A 17,277-nucleotide genomic window follows, 5' to 3' on the forward strand; every position below is an offset into this window, starting at 1 on the left:
GACTTTGACCAGGGGCACTCAGTCGGCTTCCACCCAGAGGCGGTCGATCACCAACGCATCGCCCGCCGGCGCGCCCGCCGCAATGACGCGCACGAAGCTGAGCGTCAGTGCATCGAGCGGCGCGGGCCAGATCCGGGCGAGCACGTCCTGCGCTGGAAGCACGATCCTCACCGGCGCGTGCATGGCGGCCATGCCGCCACCGGCCATCATCCGTGCGTGGCGTGCGACGCTGACCTCGAAGGGCCCGAGCGTACCGACCAGGTAGGTCTGTTCCGGTTGTGCCAGGCCTTCGGCAGGCAGGTTCAACAGGATCTTGTAGAAATAGCCGCCCTGCGTGCCCGTCCCGGTGAGGGCGACACCATCGAGCACGATCCGCACCGCCTTGCCGGGCGACGTCGCGCCCTGCCCCTGCGAGGTAGCCAGGCTGCGCAACCGATTGCGCCCGTCCGTGGTCAGGGGAATCCGCACGCGCGTGGACTGTGGCCCCAGCGCCAGCCCGCCCATGCCGCCCAGCGAGGCACCCTGCACCGGCAGCGGGGAGGCAAAGGCGTCCTGGATCGCGGGCAGCGGCGCGACGTAACCGCTCGGCTGACCCGCCGGCAGGGTTGTATCGTCGTACCGATAGCCGAGGATGCTCGGCGCGTAGGTGTCCACCCGCTTCATGCCCGACACCGCGGCGCCATAGGAAAACGATCCGGACCAGTAGCTGGCCGTCTTGGCGGGCATGTGCCGTCCGTCACCGGCCAGCACCCAGGCATCCCACAGGCGGTCGATGTTCGCGTGGTGCACCCAGAAGATCGGGTCGCGCGGCGACACCGCGATGTTGTCCATGGTCCCGCCGATCAGGTTGTGCACGCCGTTGTGGGGCGCGGTCTCCACCGCCGGCTCGAAGGCGTAGGGTTTGCCCTGCTGGAAGTTGGTCAGGCCGGGATCGAAGGCGCCCAGGGTGCACGCGCCGGAAACGTCCGTACCGGTGCGGTTGCGCAGGTAGAGCGGTGAGCTGGGGTCCTGGAATTCCGCAGGCATGACCGGGTACTCGTAGTAGTTCCAGTAGGGCAGCGCCAGCGCGCTGTTGCCCGAGACCTTGCGCAGTCGCGCCTCGAAGCGCGCCAGGAAACCGCGATGCCAGGCAAGGAAATACGGCTTGCCGTGCGGACAGAAGTTGGCGTGCACGTTCGTCCAGTAGGCCCAGCTGCCAGGCTTCGTGGAGTCCAGGTTGGCGCGCATCTTGGCGATCGCGTCAAGGAAGGCCTGATACAGAGGGCCGTCGCGGAACTGCGGCCACGAGGGCCGCGTACGCAAGCTAATCGCCGCCATGGCCCCGCGAGGGAGCATGGGGACCAGTGCCAGTGATGCCGACGCCTGCAGGAATTGTCTCCGGTTGATCATTGTGTCCTCCATTCCGGTGCGTGGCTGGCGGCCCAGCATCGCCGCAGCCCTCGGTCTTGCCGCGCGCATCGGCGCGCAACCGGAACCTAGGGCGATGGCGAGGGCCGGCGTTGATGCACGTCAACCGGTCACGCGGTGGTGGGCGCGGGATAGTGAAGGGACTCGACCGCAAAGGCGCGCGGCGCGGGAACCTCCCTGGAGCTTTAACCGCCCGGGCGGCAGCGCCGCCCCGGCCGCCATAGCGTTCGCTTATCGCCATCAGCCCTGGAGACGATGAGCCGGACGTTGACCTTCGGCCACGTCATCCGTTTTGCGATGGCCGCGGCAAACCTTCGCTCCCGCCGCGCCACCGGAGGGGATCTGATCGGAGTCCAACCCGAACGCCTCATGCGCCTCGTCCGGCACGCGGCACTGCCCTTGACGTGCATCAAAGCCGCCGGACCACGCCGACCTATGCTCCGAGCGAACGGTTCGGCGCGCTCTGCAAGGCCCCGCACCGGCTCGCAGGAGCCAGCCGCATGCCAAACGATGCACCCCACGCCCCACCGGCAACGACCGCCCACGCCGTGTCGCCGCGGCCGGCGCGACGCCACCATGGGGTGGCATGGGTCGCAGTTGTTGCGCTCGTCCTGGTGATCATCGCGGTCGCGACCTGGCGAATGCTTCCCCCGCGGGTGGCCGTGGTGCATGCGCACCGCGGCACCGCGATCGAGGCGGTCTATGCGACCGGCACGGTGGAGCCGACCATCATGCTGCCGATTGCCGCGCGCATCACCGCGCGCCTGGTCGAACTGGACGCCGACGAGGGCGATCGCGTGCGCGCCGGCCAGCAGTTGGCCAGGCTCGAGGACACCGACCTGGCCAGCAACCTCGCCCAGCTGCGTTCGCAGGAAGCTTTCGCGCACGACGAATACCGCCGCTACGCCGCGCTGCTGCCGCGCGGCGTCATCGCGCGCACGCAGTACGACAAGGCGCGCTCGGACTGGCTGTCGGCCCGCTCGGCCGCCAGCCGCGCCGCCGCCGAGTTGCGCTACGCCCGGCTGCTGGCGCCGACGGCGGGCACCGTGATCCGTCGCGACGGCGAGATCGGCCAGTTGATGACGCCGGGGAGCACCGTGTTCTGGCTGGCGGTCGATTCGCCACCGCGGGTGACCGCCGACGTCGACGAGGAGGACATTGCGCGGGTGGCGTCCGGTCAGGCGGTGCTGATCCGCGCCGACGCCTTTCCGGGAAAGGTATTCCAGGGCCGCGTGCACGGCATCACGCCGAAGGGCGATCCGACCGGCCGCAGCTACCGCGTGCGCATCGCGTTCGAAGGGCGCACGCCGTTGCAGGTGGGCATGACTGCGGACGTCAACATCATCGTGCGCCGCCACGAGCGCGCGCTGCTGCTGCCCGATGACGCGCTGGTCGGGGATCAGGTGTGGGTCGTACGCAATGGACGGCTGCAGTCGCGGCGGGTCGGTGTCGGGATCCGCGGCGAGCGGCAGGTCGAGATCACGACAGGCCTGTCCGCTGACGATGCCGTCGTGGCGATGCCGGCGGGAGACCTTCGCGCGAACGCAAAGGTGCGTGCGGTGGCTATGGGAGCCGGCCCATGATCCGCCTGCTCGTGGACGTCGCCGCACGGCACCTGCTGGCGCGGCGTCGGCAGAGCATCGTCTCGTTGCTGGGCGTGGTGCTGGGCGTGTCCTTCTTCCTGTCGATCTCCGCAATGATGCGCGGCTCGGAGCAGGACATCATCCACCGCCTGGTGGACAACGCGCCGCACATCACCATCGAGGACGAATACCGCAATCCGACCCTGCAGCCGGTAAGCCAGCTGTTCCCGGACGCCGCCGTGCAACTGCATCACCTGGTTCCGCAGACCGAGACGCGTGGCATCCGCGGCTACCCGCAGATACTGGACTACCTGCGGCGCACGCCGGGCCTGCGCGCATCGGCGGTACTGAGCGGCCAGGCGCTGGCGAGCTTCGCCGGCAAGGACCGCGCGATCGGCCTGTACGGCATCGTCGCCAGCGAGTACGCACAGGTCTCGACGATCCGCCGCTACATGGTGCAGGGCACGCTGGACGAACTGGAGGCCAATCCGAACGGCATCGTCATCGGCGACGAACTGGCGCGGCGGATGAGTCTGGGCATGGGCAACAACCTGCGCGTGGCCAGCACCACCGGCCAGGTGCGCACGTTCAAGATCATCGGCCTGTTCCACACGGGGCGATCGGACTTCGATGCCGGGCAGGCCTTCGTCGCGCTTAAGCGCGTGCAGTCGATGCTCGACCGCCCCAACCGCATCAACACCATCGTGATCAGGCTCGCCGACCCCAACGCCGCGCGCACCGAGGCGGCGCGCATTGAGGAGCGCGTGCGCTACAAGACGGTGTCCTGGCAGGAGCGCTCGGAGGACCTGATGAGCGCGCTGGCGATCCGCAGCGTGATCATGTACGCGGTGGTCGGCGCGGTGCTCGTGGTGGCCGCGTTCGGCATCTACAACGTGATCTCCACGGTGGTGCTGGAGAAGCAGCGCGACATCGCCATCCTGCGCGCGATGGGCTTCCAGGCGCGCGACATCGAGAGCATGTTCCTCGCCCAGGGCGCGCTGATCGGCGCTGTCGGCAACGTGTTCGGCATCGGGCTGGGCTGCGGGTTGATGGCCGGGCTGATGCGCATCCACTTCCGCGTCCCCGGCAGCACCGACGTCAACTACCTGGCGATTGACTGGAGCCCGTTCCAGTTCGTCCTGGCCGGCGGGGTGGCCATGCTCGCGGCGATGATCGCGGCCTACCTGCCGGCGCGGCGCGCGGCCAAGGTCGAGCCGGTCGACGTGCTGCGCGGTGGCACCTGATGGCCGAGGCGATCCGCCTGGAGCATGTGACGCGACGCCTCGGGGGCGAGGTGCCGGTGACGCTGGTGGACGACGCCAGCCTGCGCATCGACGGTGGCGAGTGCGTGGCGATCACCGGCCCGTCCGGGTCGGGAAAATCCTCCCTGCTCTATCTGATGGGCCTGCTCGACCTGCCCAGCGCGGGACGCATCTGGCTGGGCGGCGCGGACACCGCCGACTACGGCGAGGCCGAGCGCTCCGGGGCACGGTTGCAGGCGATCGGCTTCGTGTTCCAGTCGCACTTCCTGCTGCCGGAGTTCAGCGCCTGCGAGAACGTGATGCTGCCGATGCGCCGCCTTGGTGCCTACGACGAGGCGACGATCCGCGAGCGGGCGTGCGCCCTCCTCTCCGGGCTGGACCTCGGCTCGCAGCTGGACAAGGCGCCGCGCCAGCTGTCCGGCGGCCAGAGCCAGCGCGTGGCGATCGCCCGCGCGCTCGCCAACGACCCGATGCTGGTGCTGGCCGACGAGCCGACCGGCAACCTGGACAGCGTGGCCAGCCGCAACGTCCAGCGCACCATCCTCGCGCTGGCGCACGAGCAGGGACGCGCGGTGGCGGTGGTGACGCACGATCCGGATTTCGCCGCCCAGGCGGACCGGCGCATCCGCATCGTCGACGGACGCATCCAGCCATAGCGGCAGCCGGCTGAAGACGCGTCCCGTGCAGCGGCCTTCGGAGCGCGACCGCGAACCACGAGCCATGCATTGCCCGCACGCCTGCGAAGAACGGCGCCGGGCTTGCCCGCCTCTAACCGGCGAGGCGGTGCGTGTCCCGTCCGTCCGTCGGCCTCCGGCGCGGTGGACGGGCGCGGGCGCCCAGCCAGCGGGCGAACCAGTCGCGGGCGAGCTTCGAGGCGGCCTCGAGGGTGCCGGGCTCCTTGAACAGGTGGGTCGCTCCCGGCACCACGGCCAGTTCGTTCTTGCCGGGGATGCGGCGCTGCGCGGCGCGATTGAGCGAGAGCACCTGCCGGTCTTCGCCGGCGACGACCAGCAGGGTCGGTGCGGTCACGCGGGCCAGCGTGCCCGCGCCGGCGAGGTCGGGTCGCCCGCTGCGCAGGACCACCGCGACGATGTCGCGCGGTCGCTGCGCCGCGACCACCAGCGCCGCAGCGGCGCCGGTACCGGCGCCGAACAATCCCAGCGGCAGCTGGCCGAGTACCGGATCGAGCCGCACCTTCGCCACCACCGAGGCGAGCCGGCAGGCGAGCGTCGCGATGTCGAAGACCGCGGCGCGCGAAAGCTCCTCTTCCGGCGTCAGCAGGTTGAACAGCAACGTGCCCATCCCTGCCTGCTGGAGGAACTGCGCCAGGCGGCGGTCGCGCGGGCTGTCCCGGTCGGCGCCGCTGCCGTGGGCGAAGATCACCACCCCGCGCGCATGGGGCGGCATCGCCAGGTCGCCGGGCAGACACGCGTCCGGCAGGTCGAACGTGACCGGTTCGGCCACCGGCAACCCGGCGGCGGCCCGGGACGGGGCCGACAGCAGCCGCAGCACCTCCGTGTCGTCGACCGGATGGAAGTCTTCGTAGAACGCCCCGACCGCCCGGAAGTGCGCCGGCGCGTGCAGGCACACGACATCGTCGGCCAGGTCCTCCAGGCTCTGCAGGCTGTCCGGCGCCGCCACCGGCACGGCCGCCACTAGCGCGGCCGGGTGCTGCTGGCGCAGGGCATGCAGCGCGGCGCGCATGGTCGCGCCGGTCGCCAGTCCGTCATCGACCACGATCACCACGCGACCGGTGGGATCGACCGGATGCGCATTCGGGCTGTAGCTGGCGCGGCGCTTGCGGATCAGCGCGAGCTGCCGGGCCGCCTCGGCGCGCACGTAGTTCATGCCCGCGCCGACCATTTCGGAGCGGGCCATGAGCTGGACGCGCCCCTGCTCGTCGACGGCGCCGATGGCAACCTCGCAGTTGATCGGCGAACCGAGCTTGCGCACCAGGATCACGTCGAGGTCGCCGTCCAGCGCATCGGCAACGATGCGTCCGATCGGCACGCCACCGCGCGGGATGGCCAGTACCAGCGGGCGCTGGCCGCGGTAGCTGTCCAATGCCCGGGCCAATTGGCGGCCGGCGTCGCCGCGGTCGGCATAGCGCCGGGTCCTCGATGGAAGCATGCCCTTCATGACGGTTGCTCCAGCCGCAACTGGACGTGCGGCGACTTGCGATTTCGCAGAGTTCAGCCGATCACGAAGCTGACCCGCATGCACACGCGCCAGGCCGTGATCTTGCCGTCGGGTCCGGTGACGACCTTGGTCTCGCTGATCCAGGCGCCCTTGATCCCGTCCAGCGTCTGGGCCGCCCGCTCCAGGCCCTGTCGCACGGCATCTTCCACGCTGTCGGGTGATTCGGAAATGATCTCGATGACCTTGGCGACGCTCATGGCGCATCCTCCCGGTTGGCTGGCCGTCCGGACCGGTCGGTCGCCGGACACGTCCAACCCTAGGCCCCCGGGCGAAGGCGGCGTTGATCGGGATCAACTCGCCAGCGGAGATGCCGCGCGCAAGGGCAAGACCGCCCCCGCCGGATCGAGCACCCGCACATCGACCTCGACGCCCTGGCGCACGCTGCCGGTGACCACGCAGAAGTCCTCGAACTGCGCCAGCACGCGGTCCAGGTGCTCGAGCGACGCGGCCGCGTCGGCCAATTGCAGGTCGACCTCGATGCGCGGCACGCGCCAGCGTCCGCCCGCGTTGCGCGCGATGGTCGCGCGGGCCTTGGCCGTGATCGGCGCCGGCGTGTTGCCGAACTTGCGCAACGCGAACAGCAGGCTCGCCGCCAGGCAATTGGCCACCGCCGTGGCCAGCAGGCGCGACGGGTTGGGACCGTGGCCCTGCCCCAGTGGCGCCGTCTCGTCGGTGGCCAGGTCGGCGATCGCGGTGCCGTCGAAGCGCACGTTGAACTCGTATTCGCCCACCTGGGTCAGGCTGATTTCGACCGTCTGCGCCTCGCTCACGTCACGTCTCCTTCGATGTGCGGCGCCCGGTGCGCCAGCCATGCGTAGTAAAGCAGCGGAATCACCACCAGCGTGAGCACCGTGGACACGAGGATGCCAAAGATCAGCGATACCGCCAGGCCCTGGAAGATCGGATCGTCGATGATGAAGAAGCCGCCGACCATCGCGGCCACGCCGGTGAGCACGATCGGCTTGGCGCGCACCGCGGCCGCCTCGACCACCGCCTCGCCCAGCGGCCGCCCGGCGGCCAGCGCGTGGTTGATGAAGTCGATCAGCAGGATCGAGTTGCGCACGATGATGCCGGCCAGCGCGATCATGCCGATCATCGAGGTGGCGGTGTACTGCGCGCCGACCAGCGCATGGCCCGGCATCACGCCGATCACGGTCAGCGGGATCGGCGCCATGATGATCAGCGGCACCAGGTAGCTCTTGAACTGGCCGACGACCAGCAGGTAGATCAGCAGCAGGCCCACCGAGTAGGCCAGGCCCATGTCGCGGAAGGTCTCGTAGGTGATCTGCCACTCGCCGTCCCACTTCACCGAGGGCGCGCTGGTGTCTTCCGGCTGCGCGATGTAGTGCTGGCCCAGCCGCGCGCCGGCGACGTCGTGGTCGCGCAGATCGCCGACCAGGCTGAACATGCCGTACAGCGGGCTGTCGGTGGCGCCGGCATCGTCGCCGGTGACGAAAGCGTAGGGCAGCAGGTCCTTGTGGTAGATCGCCTGCTCCCAGCTGGCCGGACGCACGCTCACCACTTCGGATAGCGGCACCAGCGCACCGTTCTGCGCGCGCACTTCCAGCGCGAGCAACTGCGCCAGCGAGGCCTGGTCGCCGGCCGGCAGGCGCAGGCGCACCGGCACGGCGTAGCGGGCGTGGCCGTCCATCAGCCAGGTGGCGTCCTCGCCGGATAGCGCGGTGCGCAGGGCCTGCGCGATGCCGGCCTGGTCCAGGCCCAGCCGTGCGGCGCGCTCGCGGTCGACCACCATCACCTCGCGCGGCGCGGCGTCCTCCACGCTGGAGTCGACGTCGACCACGTCCGTATTGGCCTTGAAGCGTTTCTCCAGCGCCAGCGCCGTGCGCCGCACCGTGTCGTAGTCGGGCCCGTAGACCTCGGCGACGATCGGCGCGAGCACCGGCGGACCGGGCGGCACCTCGACGATCTTCACCGACGCGCCGTAGCGGGCGCCGATCTTCGCCAGCGCCGGGCGGATCGCCAACGCGATGGCGTGGCTCTGGCGGTCGCGCAGCGACTTGTCGACCAGGTTCACCTGCAGGTCGCCGACGTTGGCGCCGCTGCGCAGGTAGTACTGGCGCACCAGTCCGTTGAAGGTGATCGGCGCGGCGGTGCCGGCGTAGCCCTGCCAGTTGGCAACCTCCGGCAGCGTGGCCACGGCCCGGGCCAGTTCGCCCAGCACCCGGTTGGTGTGCTGAAGCGTGCTGCCCTCGGGCATGTCCAGCACCACCTGGAACTCGGACTTGTTGTCGAACGGCAGCATCTTAAGGACCACCGCCTTGACCGTCACCAGCCCGACCGCAACCAGCACCAGCACGCCCATCGCGGCGAACAGCAGGCGCCGCCGCCGGCGTGCCTTTTCGCCGGCAATGAACGGCGTCATCAACCGGTCGAAGAGGCGATGCAGGCGGCTGTCGGACGGCGCGTGGCCGCCTTCGCCTTCGCCGCCGTGCCGGTGGTGGCCCAGCAGCTTGAGTGCCAGCCATGGCGTGACGATCAGCGCCACCGCCAGCGACAGCAACATGCCGGCCGAGGCGTTGATCGGGATCGGCCGCATATACGGCCCCATCAGCCCCGACACGAAGGCCATCGGCAGCAGCGCGGCGATCACCGTGAAGGTCGCCAGGATCGTCGGCCCGCCGACCTCGCTCACCGCCTCGGGGATCGCCTCGCGCAGGGTGCGCCCGCCCAGCGCCATGTGCCGGTGGATGTTTTCCACCACCACGATCGCATCGTCGACCAGGATGCCGATCGAGAAGATCAGCGCGAACAGCGATACGCGGTTGAGCGTGAAGCCCATCGCCCACGAGGCGAACAGGGTGAGCATCAGTGTGATGACCACCGCGCTCCCGACCACGATCGCCTCGCGCCAGCCCAGCGCGAACAGCACCAGCAGCACCACCGAGCCGGTCGCGAAGATGAGCTTGTGGATCAGCTTGTCCGCCTTGTCGGTGGCGGTCTGTCCGTAGTCGCGGGTCACCGTGACGTGCACGTCGGCCGGGATGGTCACGTTGCGCAGCGCGGCCAGCCGCGCGGCGATGGCGGTGGTGATGTCGGCGGCATTGGCGCCCGGCTTCTTGGCCACCGCGAGGGTGACGGCCGGTGCGTTGCCGGCCGGCCCGCCGTTGCCCGCCGTCGCGCCGAACCAGACGTAGCGGCTCGGCAGGTCCGCGCCGGCATGGATGCGCGCCACGTCGGAGAGGAACACCGGCTGGCCGTGCTTGAGGCCGATCACCAGGTGGGCCACGTCCCCGGCGCTGGCCAGGAAAGTGCCGGCAGTGACTGGCACGTCGCGGTCACCGGCTACCCGGTCGCCGGCCTGGGCAACCACGTTCGCCGCCTTGAGCGCGCCGGCGAGGTCGCCGACCGCCATGCCGTAGGCGGCCAGCCGAGCGGCATCCAGTTCCACCACCACCGCGCGCGTCGGCGCGCCCAGCGTGTAGACGTCGCGCGTGCCGGACACGCGCTTCAGATCGGTCTCCAGCGTGTGCGCCACCTCGGCCAGCCGCGTGGGGTTCTGCGCCGGCGCATCGCTCCACAGCGTGATCGCCATCACTGGCACGTCGTCGATGCCCATCGGCCGGATCAGCGGCGGACCGACGCCCAGCCCGGGCGGCACGAAGTCCTGGTTCTGGAAGACCTGGTTGTACAGCCGCACGATCGCGCTCTGGCGCGGCACACCCACCTGGAACTCGACCGTCAGCACGGCCACGCCGGGCTGGCTCACCGAATAGACGTGCTTGACGCCCTCGATCTCGGAAAGCTTCTGCTCCAGCGGGAAGGCCACCAGGTTTTCCACGTCGCGCACGTCGGCGCCGGGGAACGGCACCATCACATTGGCCATCGTCACGGCGATCTGCGGCTCTTCCTCGCGCGGCGTGATCGCCGCCGCGGCCAGTCCCAGCAGGAGCGCGGCCAGCGCCAGGATCGGGGTGAGCGGGGAGGCCTGGAAGGCGCGGGCGATGCGTCCGGAGAAGCCGAGCTTCGGCTCGCTCATGGCGCGGACTCGTTGCGATGCGCGCTGACCCATCGGGCGGCCGCTGCCGGGTCGAGCGCGATGCGCTCGCCGTCGTCCAGGCCCGCCAGCACCTCGACCGCGTCGCCGTAGCGCGCGCCGGTGCGCAGCTGGCGCAACTGCGGCGCGCCCTGCCCCAGCACGTAGACGCCCTGCAGCTCGCCCCGCTGCACCAGTGCCGATGCCGGCACCAGCAACCGGCGCTCGCGCCCGACCGCGAAGGCGACCTTCACCGTCATGCCCGGATACAACCCGGTGTCGTCACCGGGCAGTTCCAGCCGCACGCTGAAGGTGTGCGTGTCCGGGTCGGCATAGGGAAAGACCGTCAGCTTCGTGGCGACCACGCGGCGCGCGCCATCGGCCAGCAGCACCTCGGCATGATTGAGCCGGCGGATGGCATCGACCGCGCTCTGCGGCACCTGCACGGTGACGCGAAGATCCTTCAGCGAGACCCCGGCCATCAGCGGCTGGCCCGGCTGCACCGATTCGCCCAGCTGCACGAACCGGCGCGTGACGATGCCGGCGTACGGCGCACGCACCACGGTGTAGTCCAGCTGCTGGCCGACCTCGCGCCATTGTGCCTGCGCCGCCTGCAACGCGGCCCTCGCCGCATCACGCCTCGCGCGTTCCTGGTCCAGCTGCTGGCGTGCGACGAGGCCGCGCTCGGCAATGGCCGCGACCCGCTTGTACGACGCCTCGGCCTCGTCATAGGACGCCTGTGCGGCGGCGATCTGCGCCTGCGCGCGGTTGTGCGCGGATTTCTGCTCGACGTCGGTGAAGCGCACGATCACCGCGCCCTCCGGCACGGTGTCGTTGACGTCGTAGGGCAACTCGATCACGCGGCCGGCGGTCTGCGCCGACACGGTGGCCTGGTTGACGGCCTCGACCACGCCGTCCCAGGCCTGCTCGCGCGGCGCCTCCTGCAAGTGAACTACGCGGCTGGCCAGGTCCACCGGCGCGGATGACTCGCGGTGCGTCGGCGCCTCGCCGCTGCGGCACCCGGCCAGCAGCGCGATGGCGAGGGCCAGCGCGGTCAGTGGCCGGGACTGGCGCATCAGCGGGCCTCGTCGATCATCCGGCGCATCTGCGTTCCCACTTCGTTCGCGATGGACGTGAGCGCGGGATCGTCCGACAGCATGCCCAGCAGATGGTCTGGTTCGATCATGCCGATGCGGGTTTGGCCGCCTTCGGTATAGACCGAGATCCGGCACGGAAGCGCCATGTTCAACCGCATGTCCGTGGCCATCACGCTTGCCGCCTGTCGCGGGTTGCATACCTCGAACACTTTGCACTCGCGCTGGAAAGGCAGCCCCTTGCCGCGCAGCGTGGCGCCGATGTCGTGCACATGAAGCACGCCAAAGCCATGGCGGCGAACGGCGGCATCCAGGTCCTCGGCGGCCTGGACGAAAGGCTTGGGGGTTTCGGCGATGTAGTACACGACGGATGCCTCGATGGTGGTCAGCGGGAAAAGGCGGAGCCGGGCTTCAATCCGAGTCCCTTGAGGATCATCGCCAGCGGACAGAAGCCGGTGAACGAGGACTGCAACAGGTTGGCGCCGACGAATACGGCCAGCCACAGCCACGCCGGCGACATCCACCAGCCCAGCGCAACGGACAGCAACACCATGCTGCCGGCAAAGCCGAGCACGACGCGATCGATGTTCATGGAAGGTCTCCTTGCGAATGTTTGACGGGCGGCCGGAGCCGCTCGATGCCCAGCAGCTTGAGCACGTACTTCTCGTAGACCGGCTCGGTGTTGCCGGTGCGGATCTTGTGCAGGTAGTACTTCTCGAAGGCGAGCTTGGCCAGGTGCACCCACTTGCCCTGCTTCGCCCAGGTGACGTTGCGTGGCGGAATCTGCGGCAACGCCACGAAGGCCGCGCCGGTGTCGCCCATGTCGGCCAGGCACACCGCGTTCCAGGTTGCGCGCGCATCGGGCTGGCGGCCGGCGATCTCCTCGCGCAGGTTGTGCGCAATGGCGGTGACCATCGACTCGATCATGAAGCCGGTCTTGGGCGCGCCGGTCGGCACCGGCGTGGCTTCCACCGGCGGGATCGCCACGCATACGCCGGCGGCGAAAATATTGCGGAAGCGCGGGTTGCGCTGGTGCTCGTCGATCAGGATGAAGCCGCGCGGGTTGGTCAGCCCCTCGATGCCGCGCACCGCGTCCACGCCGGTGAAGGCCGGCAGCAGCATGGCGTAGGCGAACGGCAGTTCGCTCTCGCCCACCGCCGCGCCTCTCGCATCGACCTCCTGCAACCGGAGCTTGCCGGCCTCGGCGCCGAGCACCTTCGCGCTGGTGATCCACTTGATCTCGCGCTGGCGCAGCTCGTGCTCCAGCAGGCCCTTCGAATCGCCTACGCCGCCCAGGCCCATGTGGCCGATGTACGGCTCCGGCGTGACGTAGGTGATCGGCACGCGCTGGCGCAGTTTGCGTTTGCGCAGGTCGGCGTCCAGCAACAATACGAACTCGTAGGCTGGGCCGAAGCAACTGGCGCCTGCCGCCGCGCCGACCACCACCGGGCCCGGCGCGTCCAGGAATGTTTGGTAGGCCTCCCACGCTCGCTGGGCATGGTCGGCGGTGCAGACCGACTGCGTATGGCCGTCCGGGCCCAGCCCGGGCACCTCGTCGAACGCCAGCCGCGGGCCGGTGGCGATCACCAGGTAGTCGTAGTCCAGCACCTGCCCGTCGCGCAGCCGCACGCGGCTCTCCGCCGCCAGCACCTTCTCGGCGGGCACCTCGACGAAGCGGATGTCGTGGTGCGACATCGGCGCTGCGATGGGGAATCCGATGTCTTCGCGTTTGCGCGAGCCGAGCGCCAGCCACGGGTTGGACGGGGTGAAGCTGAAGCGCGGCCCGTCGCCGACCAGCGTCACGGTGTGCTCCCTGCCGAGCACGGCACGGATCTCGTAGGCCGCGGCAGTGCCGCCCAGCCCGGCGCCCAGAACGATAATGTTGGCCATGTCGATCGCTCCTGATGGTTGCCGTGGCAGGGTCGCCCCCGCCTGTCCGGTGCCGTTTGACCGGCATCAACCCTGCTGCATATTAGTTATTGCTAATGTTAGAGAACACTAATATTCAGGTCTGCTAAAGTCAAGCCACCATGTCCGTCGACCCGTCACTCGATCTTTCCGCCATGCACGCCCGCGCCGACGAGGCCGCGCGCCTGCTCAAGGCATTGGGCAACCCGCAACGACTGCGCGTGCTGTGCCTCCTGGTCGATGGCGAGCTTTCGGTGGGCCAGATCCACAAGGCACTGCCTGACCTGAGCCAGTCGGCCCTATCCCAGCACCTGGCGCGGCTGCGCGAGGAAGGCCTGGTGAGCACGCGACGCGAGGCGCAGTCGATCCACTACGCACTTGAGCCCGGCCCCGCGCAGGCGGTGATCGAGACCCTGTATGGCGCCTATTGCGCACCTTCGGCCCGGCGCAGAACCGGCCGGCGCTAGCCCGCCGCGCGTCGCACCTGGCGACGGCCCGGGTTGATCCCGGTCAACAGCACTATTGCGCCGCCCGCGCATGCTCTGCGCACACGTCTGCGCGAGCCAGGCCAATGACCGAGCTGATCGTTACCGTGGGCGAACCCGAACGCGAGGCGCCCTTGCTGGATTACGCGTTCTCGCTGGCCCGCCAGTGGCACGCCTGGGTCACCGGGCTGTGCGTGATCCCGATCGATGCGGTGGTGATGGCCCTGCCCGATGCGGCGGGCCTGCTGGCTGCCGAGGAACGGGACGCGCTGGCCGACGAAGCCTGGTGGCAAGGGCGCTGCAAGGCGGCGGGCGTCGGCGGCGGCTGGGAGGTGGCCCGCGGCGTCTATCGCAAGGTGGTGGCCGAGCGCGCGAGCCTGGCCGATCTGGTCGTCGGGCGCCTGCCGGGTCGGCCCGCCAGCCTGCAGGATGCCTCGCGCCGGCTGGCCGAAACGCTGGTGCACGGTGGTTGCCCGATCGTCCTCGTTCCGGACGACTGGGTCGCGCGGCCGGCGATCGGCCATGTGCTGCTCGCCTGGAACGGCAGCGCGCCGGCCGCGCGCGCGGCGCGTGCGGCGCTGCCCCTGCTGCGGATGGCCGCTCGGGTGACCGTGCTCGATGGCACGCACGGCCTCGGTGGCAAAACCGGGGCGCCGTTGCGTGAGTGGCTCGCCCGTCAGAGCGTTTCGTGCGACTGGCTGCCGTTCCAGCCCCGGGGCGACGTGGGTGAGGCCATCCACGCCGAAGCAGGCCGCCTCTGTGTCGATCTGCTGGTGCAAGGCGCCTGGGGTCGCCGGCGGACCAGCGAGCGGTTGCTCGGCGGCGCGACGCGCCATTCGCTGCGCCACAGCCGCGTGCCGCTGCTGCTCGCGCCTTGAGGGACAAAGGACGAGGCGCGGCGGATCGTCCCCTAGCCTGCCTCGGCGCCGAGGGTCGCCAGGGCCTGCGCGACGCGGGCGCTGACGTCGATCGCCGCCAGTTCGCCCGGTACGGTATTGGTGGTCACCAGGCGGGCGATGCCGGCGCCGCGCAATGCCTCCCGCGAGCGACGCCCCAGCAGCCCATGCACCACCACCGCGACCGGCGCGGCCTGCGGCAGTTGCTCGCGTACGCCCCGGGCGGTGTCGATGAGCGTGTGTCCGGAGGCGGCAATGTCGTCCAGCAGCACCGGCGTGTGCCCGCGCCAGCGGGCCAGTGACGGCAGCCGCACGCTGACGTCGCGGTCTCCGCGGCGCTGCTTGCGCGCCACCACGCAGGGCGCGCCGAGCCGGTCCGCCACCGCCTGCACCCATTGCGCGCTCTCCCCGTCCGGCCCGACCAGCAGCGGCGAGCGCACGTTCGCCCTGATCCACGCGGCCACCTCCGGCGCCGCCTGGACGACCGTCGTGCGGCAGGCGAATACCTCGGCGAGGTCGTGGATGCGATGCAGGTGCGGGTCGACCGTCACGACCCAGTCGAACGCGCTGCCAAGCAGGTTGCCGATGACCCGCGCCGAGATCGCCTCGCCCGGCCGGAAGCGCGCGTCCTGGCGCATGTAGGCCAGGTATGGTGCGACCAGGCCGACCTGCGTCGCCCCGAGTTCGCGTGCGGTCGCCGCCGCGGCTATCAGCGCGAACAGCTTGGCATCCGGCCGCTGCAGCGAACAGGCCAGGGCCACGACGCCGCGCGGCGGCGTGGCGAGCCGCAGCAGCGATTCGCCATCGGGGAACCGGTGCAGTTCCAGCTGGCCTCGCTGCCAGCCCGTGTGGCGACACAGCGCGCGGGCAAACGCGGCGTTGCCCGGCAACGCGTACAGGAGGCTCATGGGCCGGTTCCGAGGCGGACGATGTCGGGATGACGCGAGACGTACTCCATGGCGTAGGCAAGTTCGCCCGGGCTCTGCGCATGCAGGGTGAAGAGTGGCTGGCCGGTGGTGACCGGATCGCCCACGCGCACGTCGATCACGAGCCCGGCCAGTGGCGAGAGCGGCGCACCGGCGAGCTTGGCGGCCTGCGCGAGGCGACGGTTGTCGATCGCCTCGACACGGCTATCCCTCACGGCCGCCACCGGATGCCGGTAGGGCGCGACGCCGGGAGCGCGCATGCCACCCTGGGCTTCGCAGATCGCCTGGAACTGGCGCCACGCGCGGCCGGAGTCCAGGCATTCGCGCGCCAACGCCAGCGCGTCCGTTCCGGCCGCCAGGCCGCCGGCCTCGATCACCGCGGCCGCGAGCGCCAGCGCGCGCTCGCGAAGATCCCGCGGCTGCTGCGGCCGATCCTGCAGCACGGCCAGTACGTCGCGGGCCTCCAGTGCAGGCCCCACACCGCGGCCGACCGGCTGCAGCCCGTCGGTGCGCAGCACCGTCAGTTCCAGGCCGAAACGCCCGGCCACCGCGCGCAGCATCCGTTCCAGCGTGCGCGCATGACGCGCCTCGCGCACCTTGGCGGTCGGGCCGACTGGCACGTCGATCACCACGCGGTTGGAGCCGGCGGCGATCTTCTTGGAAAGGATCGAGGCGACCAACTGCCCCGGACTGTCGATGTCCAGCGCCCGCTCGATGCGGATCAGCGTGTCGTCCACCGGCGCCAGGTTGATCGCCCCGCCCCACACGATGCAGCCGCCGGTGCGCTCGACGGTGCGGCGCATCCGCGCGAGATCCAGATCCACGGGCGCGAGCATCGCCATGGTGTCGGCGGTGCCTGCCGGGGAGGTGATCGCGCGCGAGGAGGTCTTGGGCATGACCAGTCCCAGCGCGGTGCAGATCGCGACCACGATCGGCGTCGTGCGGTTGCCCGGCAGCCCGCCGACGCAATGCTTGTCCACGATGACCGCGCCCGGCCAGTGCAGCCGCGCGCCGCTGTCGACCATCGCGCCGGTCAGCGCGACCACCTCGTCCAGGGCCAGGTGGTCATTGCTGCAGGCGGCAATGAAGGTCGCCAGTTCGAGATTCGAATAGCGCTGGGCGGCGATGTCCATGACGATCGCCCGTATCTCGGCATCGGCGAGAGTGCGGCCGTAGAGCTTCGCGCGAACGCTTGAGAGCGACTCGACGCTCGGCGGATGCGCCAGCGCCACCTGCTCGTGCGCCGCAGGTTGCAGACGCAGCCAGGCCGATTCGGACAGCCCCACCTCGTCCGGCGCCAGCGCGTCGCCGTGCATGATCGCCAGCGTCGCCATCAATCCGCGGCTGCCGACGCTTACCTGCAGCCGCGAGTGCGGCCCGAAACCCTCGCCATGGCAGGCGGACGAACCCAGCGGCAGGTAGGCCACGTGCTCGCCGCCGGTGTCGATGCCGATACGGCGCGGGCGCAGGCGTTCGCCCGGGAACGGCAGCTCCGGCAAGGGGGCGGCAGGCACGCATGGCTC

16 protein-coding genes are annotated in these 17,277 nt (G+C 70.4%); 5 read left to right on the forward strand and 11 right to left on the reverse strand.

The window, feature by feature from the left end:
• Positions 1 to 18 precede the first annotated feature (18 nt).
• Positions 19 to 1,227 carry a tyrosinase family protein gene (locus ACFWZ1_RS08955; protein WP_439666151.1) on the reverse strand — a complete coding sequence of 403 codons (1,209 nt, stop codon included), beginning with the start codon at positions 1,225 to 1,227 and terminating at the stop codon, positions 19 to 21.
• 680 nt (positions 1,228 to 1,907) lie between these two features.
• On the opposite strand from ACFWZ1_RS08955, the gene ACFWZ1_RS08960 reads away from it, so the two are divergent.
• Genes ACFWZ1_RS08960 through ACFWZ1_RS08970 form a run of 3 tightly spaced genes read left to right on the forward strand, consistent with a single transcriptional unit; the run spans position 1,908 to position 4,908 of the window.
• Positions 1,908 to 2,990: an efflux RND transporter periplasmic adaptor subunit gene (locus ACFWZ1_RS08960; RefSeq protein WP_439666152.1), complete on the forward strand. Its 1,083-nt coding sequence runs from the start codon at positions 1,908 to 1,910 to the stop codon at positions 2,988 to 2,990.
• On the forward strand, positions 2,987 to 4,234 hold the full coding sequence (locus tag ACFWZ1_RS08965; protein WP_439666153.1) for an ABC transporter permease: 1,248 nt from the start codon (positions 2,987 to 2,989) through the stop codon (positions 4,232 to 4,234). The genes ACFWZ1_RS08960 and ACFWZ1_RS08965 overlap by 4 nt, the downstream gene beginning before the upstream one ends.
• On the forward strand, positions 4,234 to 4,908 hold the full coding sequence (locus ACFWZ1_RS08970; protein ID WP_439666154.1) for an ABC transporter ATP-binding protein: 675 nt from the start codon (positions 4,234 to 4,236) through the stop codon (positions 4,906 to 4,908). Before ACFWZ1_RS08965 ends, ACFWZ1_RS08970 begins: the two co-directional genes overlap by 1 nt.
• A gap of 112 nt (positions 4,909 to 5,020) precedes the next feature.
• Here the strand turns inward: ACFWZ1_RS08970 and ACFWZ1_RS08975 are convergent, their stop codons facing one another.
• The 8 genes from ACFWZ1_RS08975 to ACFWZ1_RS09010 all read right to left on the reverse strand — a co-directional run bounded on the left by ACFWZ1_RS08975 (position 5,021) and on the right by ACFWZ1_RS09010 (position 13,429).
• Positions 5,021 to 6,391 (reverse strand): alpha/beta family hydrolase, encoded by a 1,371-nt coding sequence (locus tag ACFWZ1_RS08975; protein ID WP_439666155.1) that lies wholly within the window; start codon positions 6,389 to 6,391, stop codon positions 5,021 to 5,023.
• A gap of 53 nt (positions 6,392 to 6,444) precedes the next feature.
• Positions 6,445 to 6,648 (reverse strand): dodecin family protein, encoded by a 204-nt coding sequence (locus ACFWZ1_RS08980; protein ID WP_231325692.1) that lies wholly within the window; start codon positions 6,646 to 6,648, stop codon positions 6,445 to 6,447.
• Positions 6,649 to 6,741: 93 nt separating this feature from the next.
• Entirely contained in the window at positions 6,742 to 7,221 is a 480-nt protein-coding gene (locus ACFWZ1_RS08985) for an OsmC family protein (protein ID WP_439666156.1), read from the reverse strand.
• The gene (locus ACFWZ1_RS08990; protein ID WP_439666157.1) at positions 7,218 to 10,448 is read right to left on the reverse strand and encodes an efflux RND transporter permease subunit; all 3,231 of its coding nucleotides are present in this window, start codon (positions 10,446 to 10,448) and stop codon (positions 7,218 to 7,220) included. The genes ACFWZ1_RS08985 and ACFWZ1_RS08990 overlap by 4 nt, the downstream gene beginning before the upstream one ends.
• Positions 10,445 to 11,521: an efflux RND transporter periplasmic adaptor subunit gene (locus ACFWZ1_RS08995; protein WP_439666158.1), complete on the reverse strand. Its 1,077-nt coding sequence runs from the start codon at positions 11,519 to 11,521 to the stop codon at positions 10,445 to 10,447. Before ACFWZ1_RS08995 ends, ACFWZ1_RS08990 begins: the two co-directional genes overlap by 4 nt.
• Positions 11,521 to 11,904: a DUF302 domain-containing protein gene (locus ACFWZ1_RS09000; RefSeq protein WP_439666159.1), complete on the reverse strand. Its 384-nt coding sequence runs from the start codon at positions 11,902 to 11,904 to the stop codon at positions 11,521 to 11,523. The genes ACFWZ1_RS08995 and ACFWZ1_RS09000 overlap by 1 nt, the downstream gene beginning before the upstream one ends.
• 20 nt (positions 11,905 to 11,924) lie before the next feature.
• A complete protein-coding gene (locus ACFWZ1_RS09005) occupies positions 11,925 to 12,131 on the reverse strand; it encodes a YgaP family membrane protein (protein WP_439666160.1) in 207 nt (68 codons plus the stop codon).
• Positions 12,128 to 13,429: an NAD(P)/FAD-dependent oxidoreductase gene (locus ACFWZ1_RS09010; RefSeq protein WP_439666161.1), complete on the reverse strand. Its 1,302-nt coding sequence runs from the start codon at positions 13,427 to 13,429 to the stop codon at positions 12,128 to 12,130. Before ACFWZ1_RS09010 ends, ACFWZ1_RS09005 begins: the two co-directional genes overlap by 4 nt.
• 140 nt (positions 13,430 to 13,569) lie before the next feature.
• Between ACFWZ1_RS09010 and ACFWZ1_RS09015 the strand changes: the two genes are divergently transcribed.
• Together ACFWZ1_RS09015 and ACFWZ1_RS09020 are read left to right on the forward strand one after the other, a co-directional pair.
• Complete coding sequence (locus ACFWZ1_RS09015) at positions 13,570 to 13,914, forward strand: ArsR/SmtB family transcription factor (RefSeq protein WP_439666162.1); 345 nt, start codon at positions 13,570 to 13,572, stop codon at positions 13,912 to 13,914.
• 104 nt (positions 13,915 to 14,018) lie between these two features.
• A complete protein-coding gene (locus ACFWZ1_RS09020) occupies positions 14,019 to 14,810 on the forward strand; it encodes a universal stress protein (protein WP_439666163.1) in 792 nt (263 codons plus the stop codon).
• A gap of 32 nt (positions 14,811 to 14,842) precedes the next feature.
• On the opposite strand, the gene ACFWZ1_RS09025 is transcribed toward ACFWZ1_RS09020, so the two are convergent.
• Positions 14,843 to 15,736, reverse strand: a complete 894-nt coding sequence (locus ACFWZ1_RS09025) for a ribose-phosphate diphosphokinase (protein WP_439666164.1) — start codon at positions 15,734 to 15,736, stop codon at positions 14,843 to 14,845.
• The gene (locus tag ACFWZ1_RS09030) at positions 15,733 to 17,268 is read right to left on the reverse strand and encodes a thymidine phosphorylase family protein (RefSeq protein WP_439666165.1); all 1,536 of its coding nucleotides are present in this window, start codon (positions 17,266 to 17,268) and stop codon (positions 15,733 to 15,735) included. The genes ACFWZ1_RS09025 and ACFWZ1_RS09030 overlap by 4 nt, the downstream gene beginning before the upstream one ends.
• Between the last annotated feature and the right edge of the window lie 9 nt (positions 17,269 to 17,277).

This window comes from Frateuria sp. GZRe14 (genome assembly GCF_051900395.1).
GTDB lineage: Bacteria > Pseudomonadota > Gammaproteobacteria > Xanthomonadales > Rhodanobacteraceae > Frateuria_A > Frateuria_A edaphi.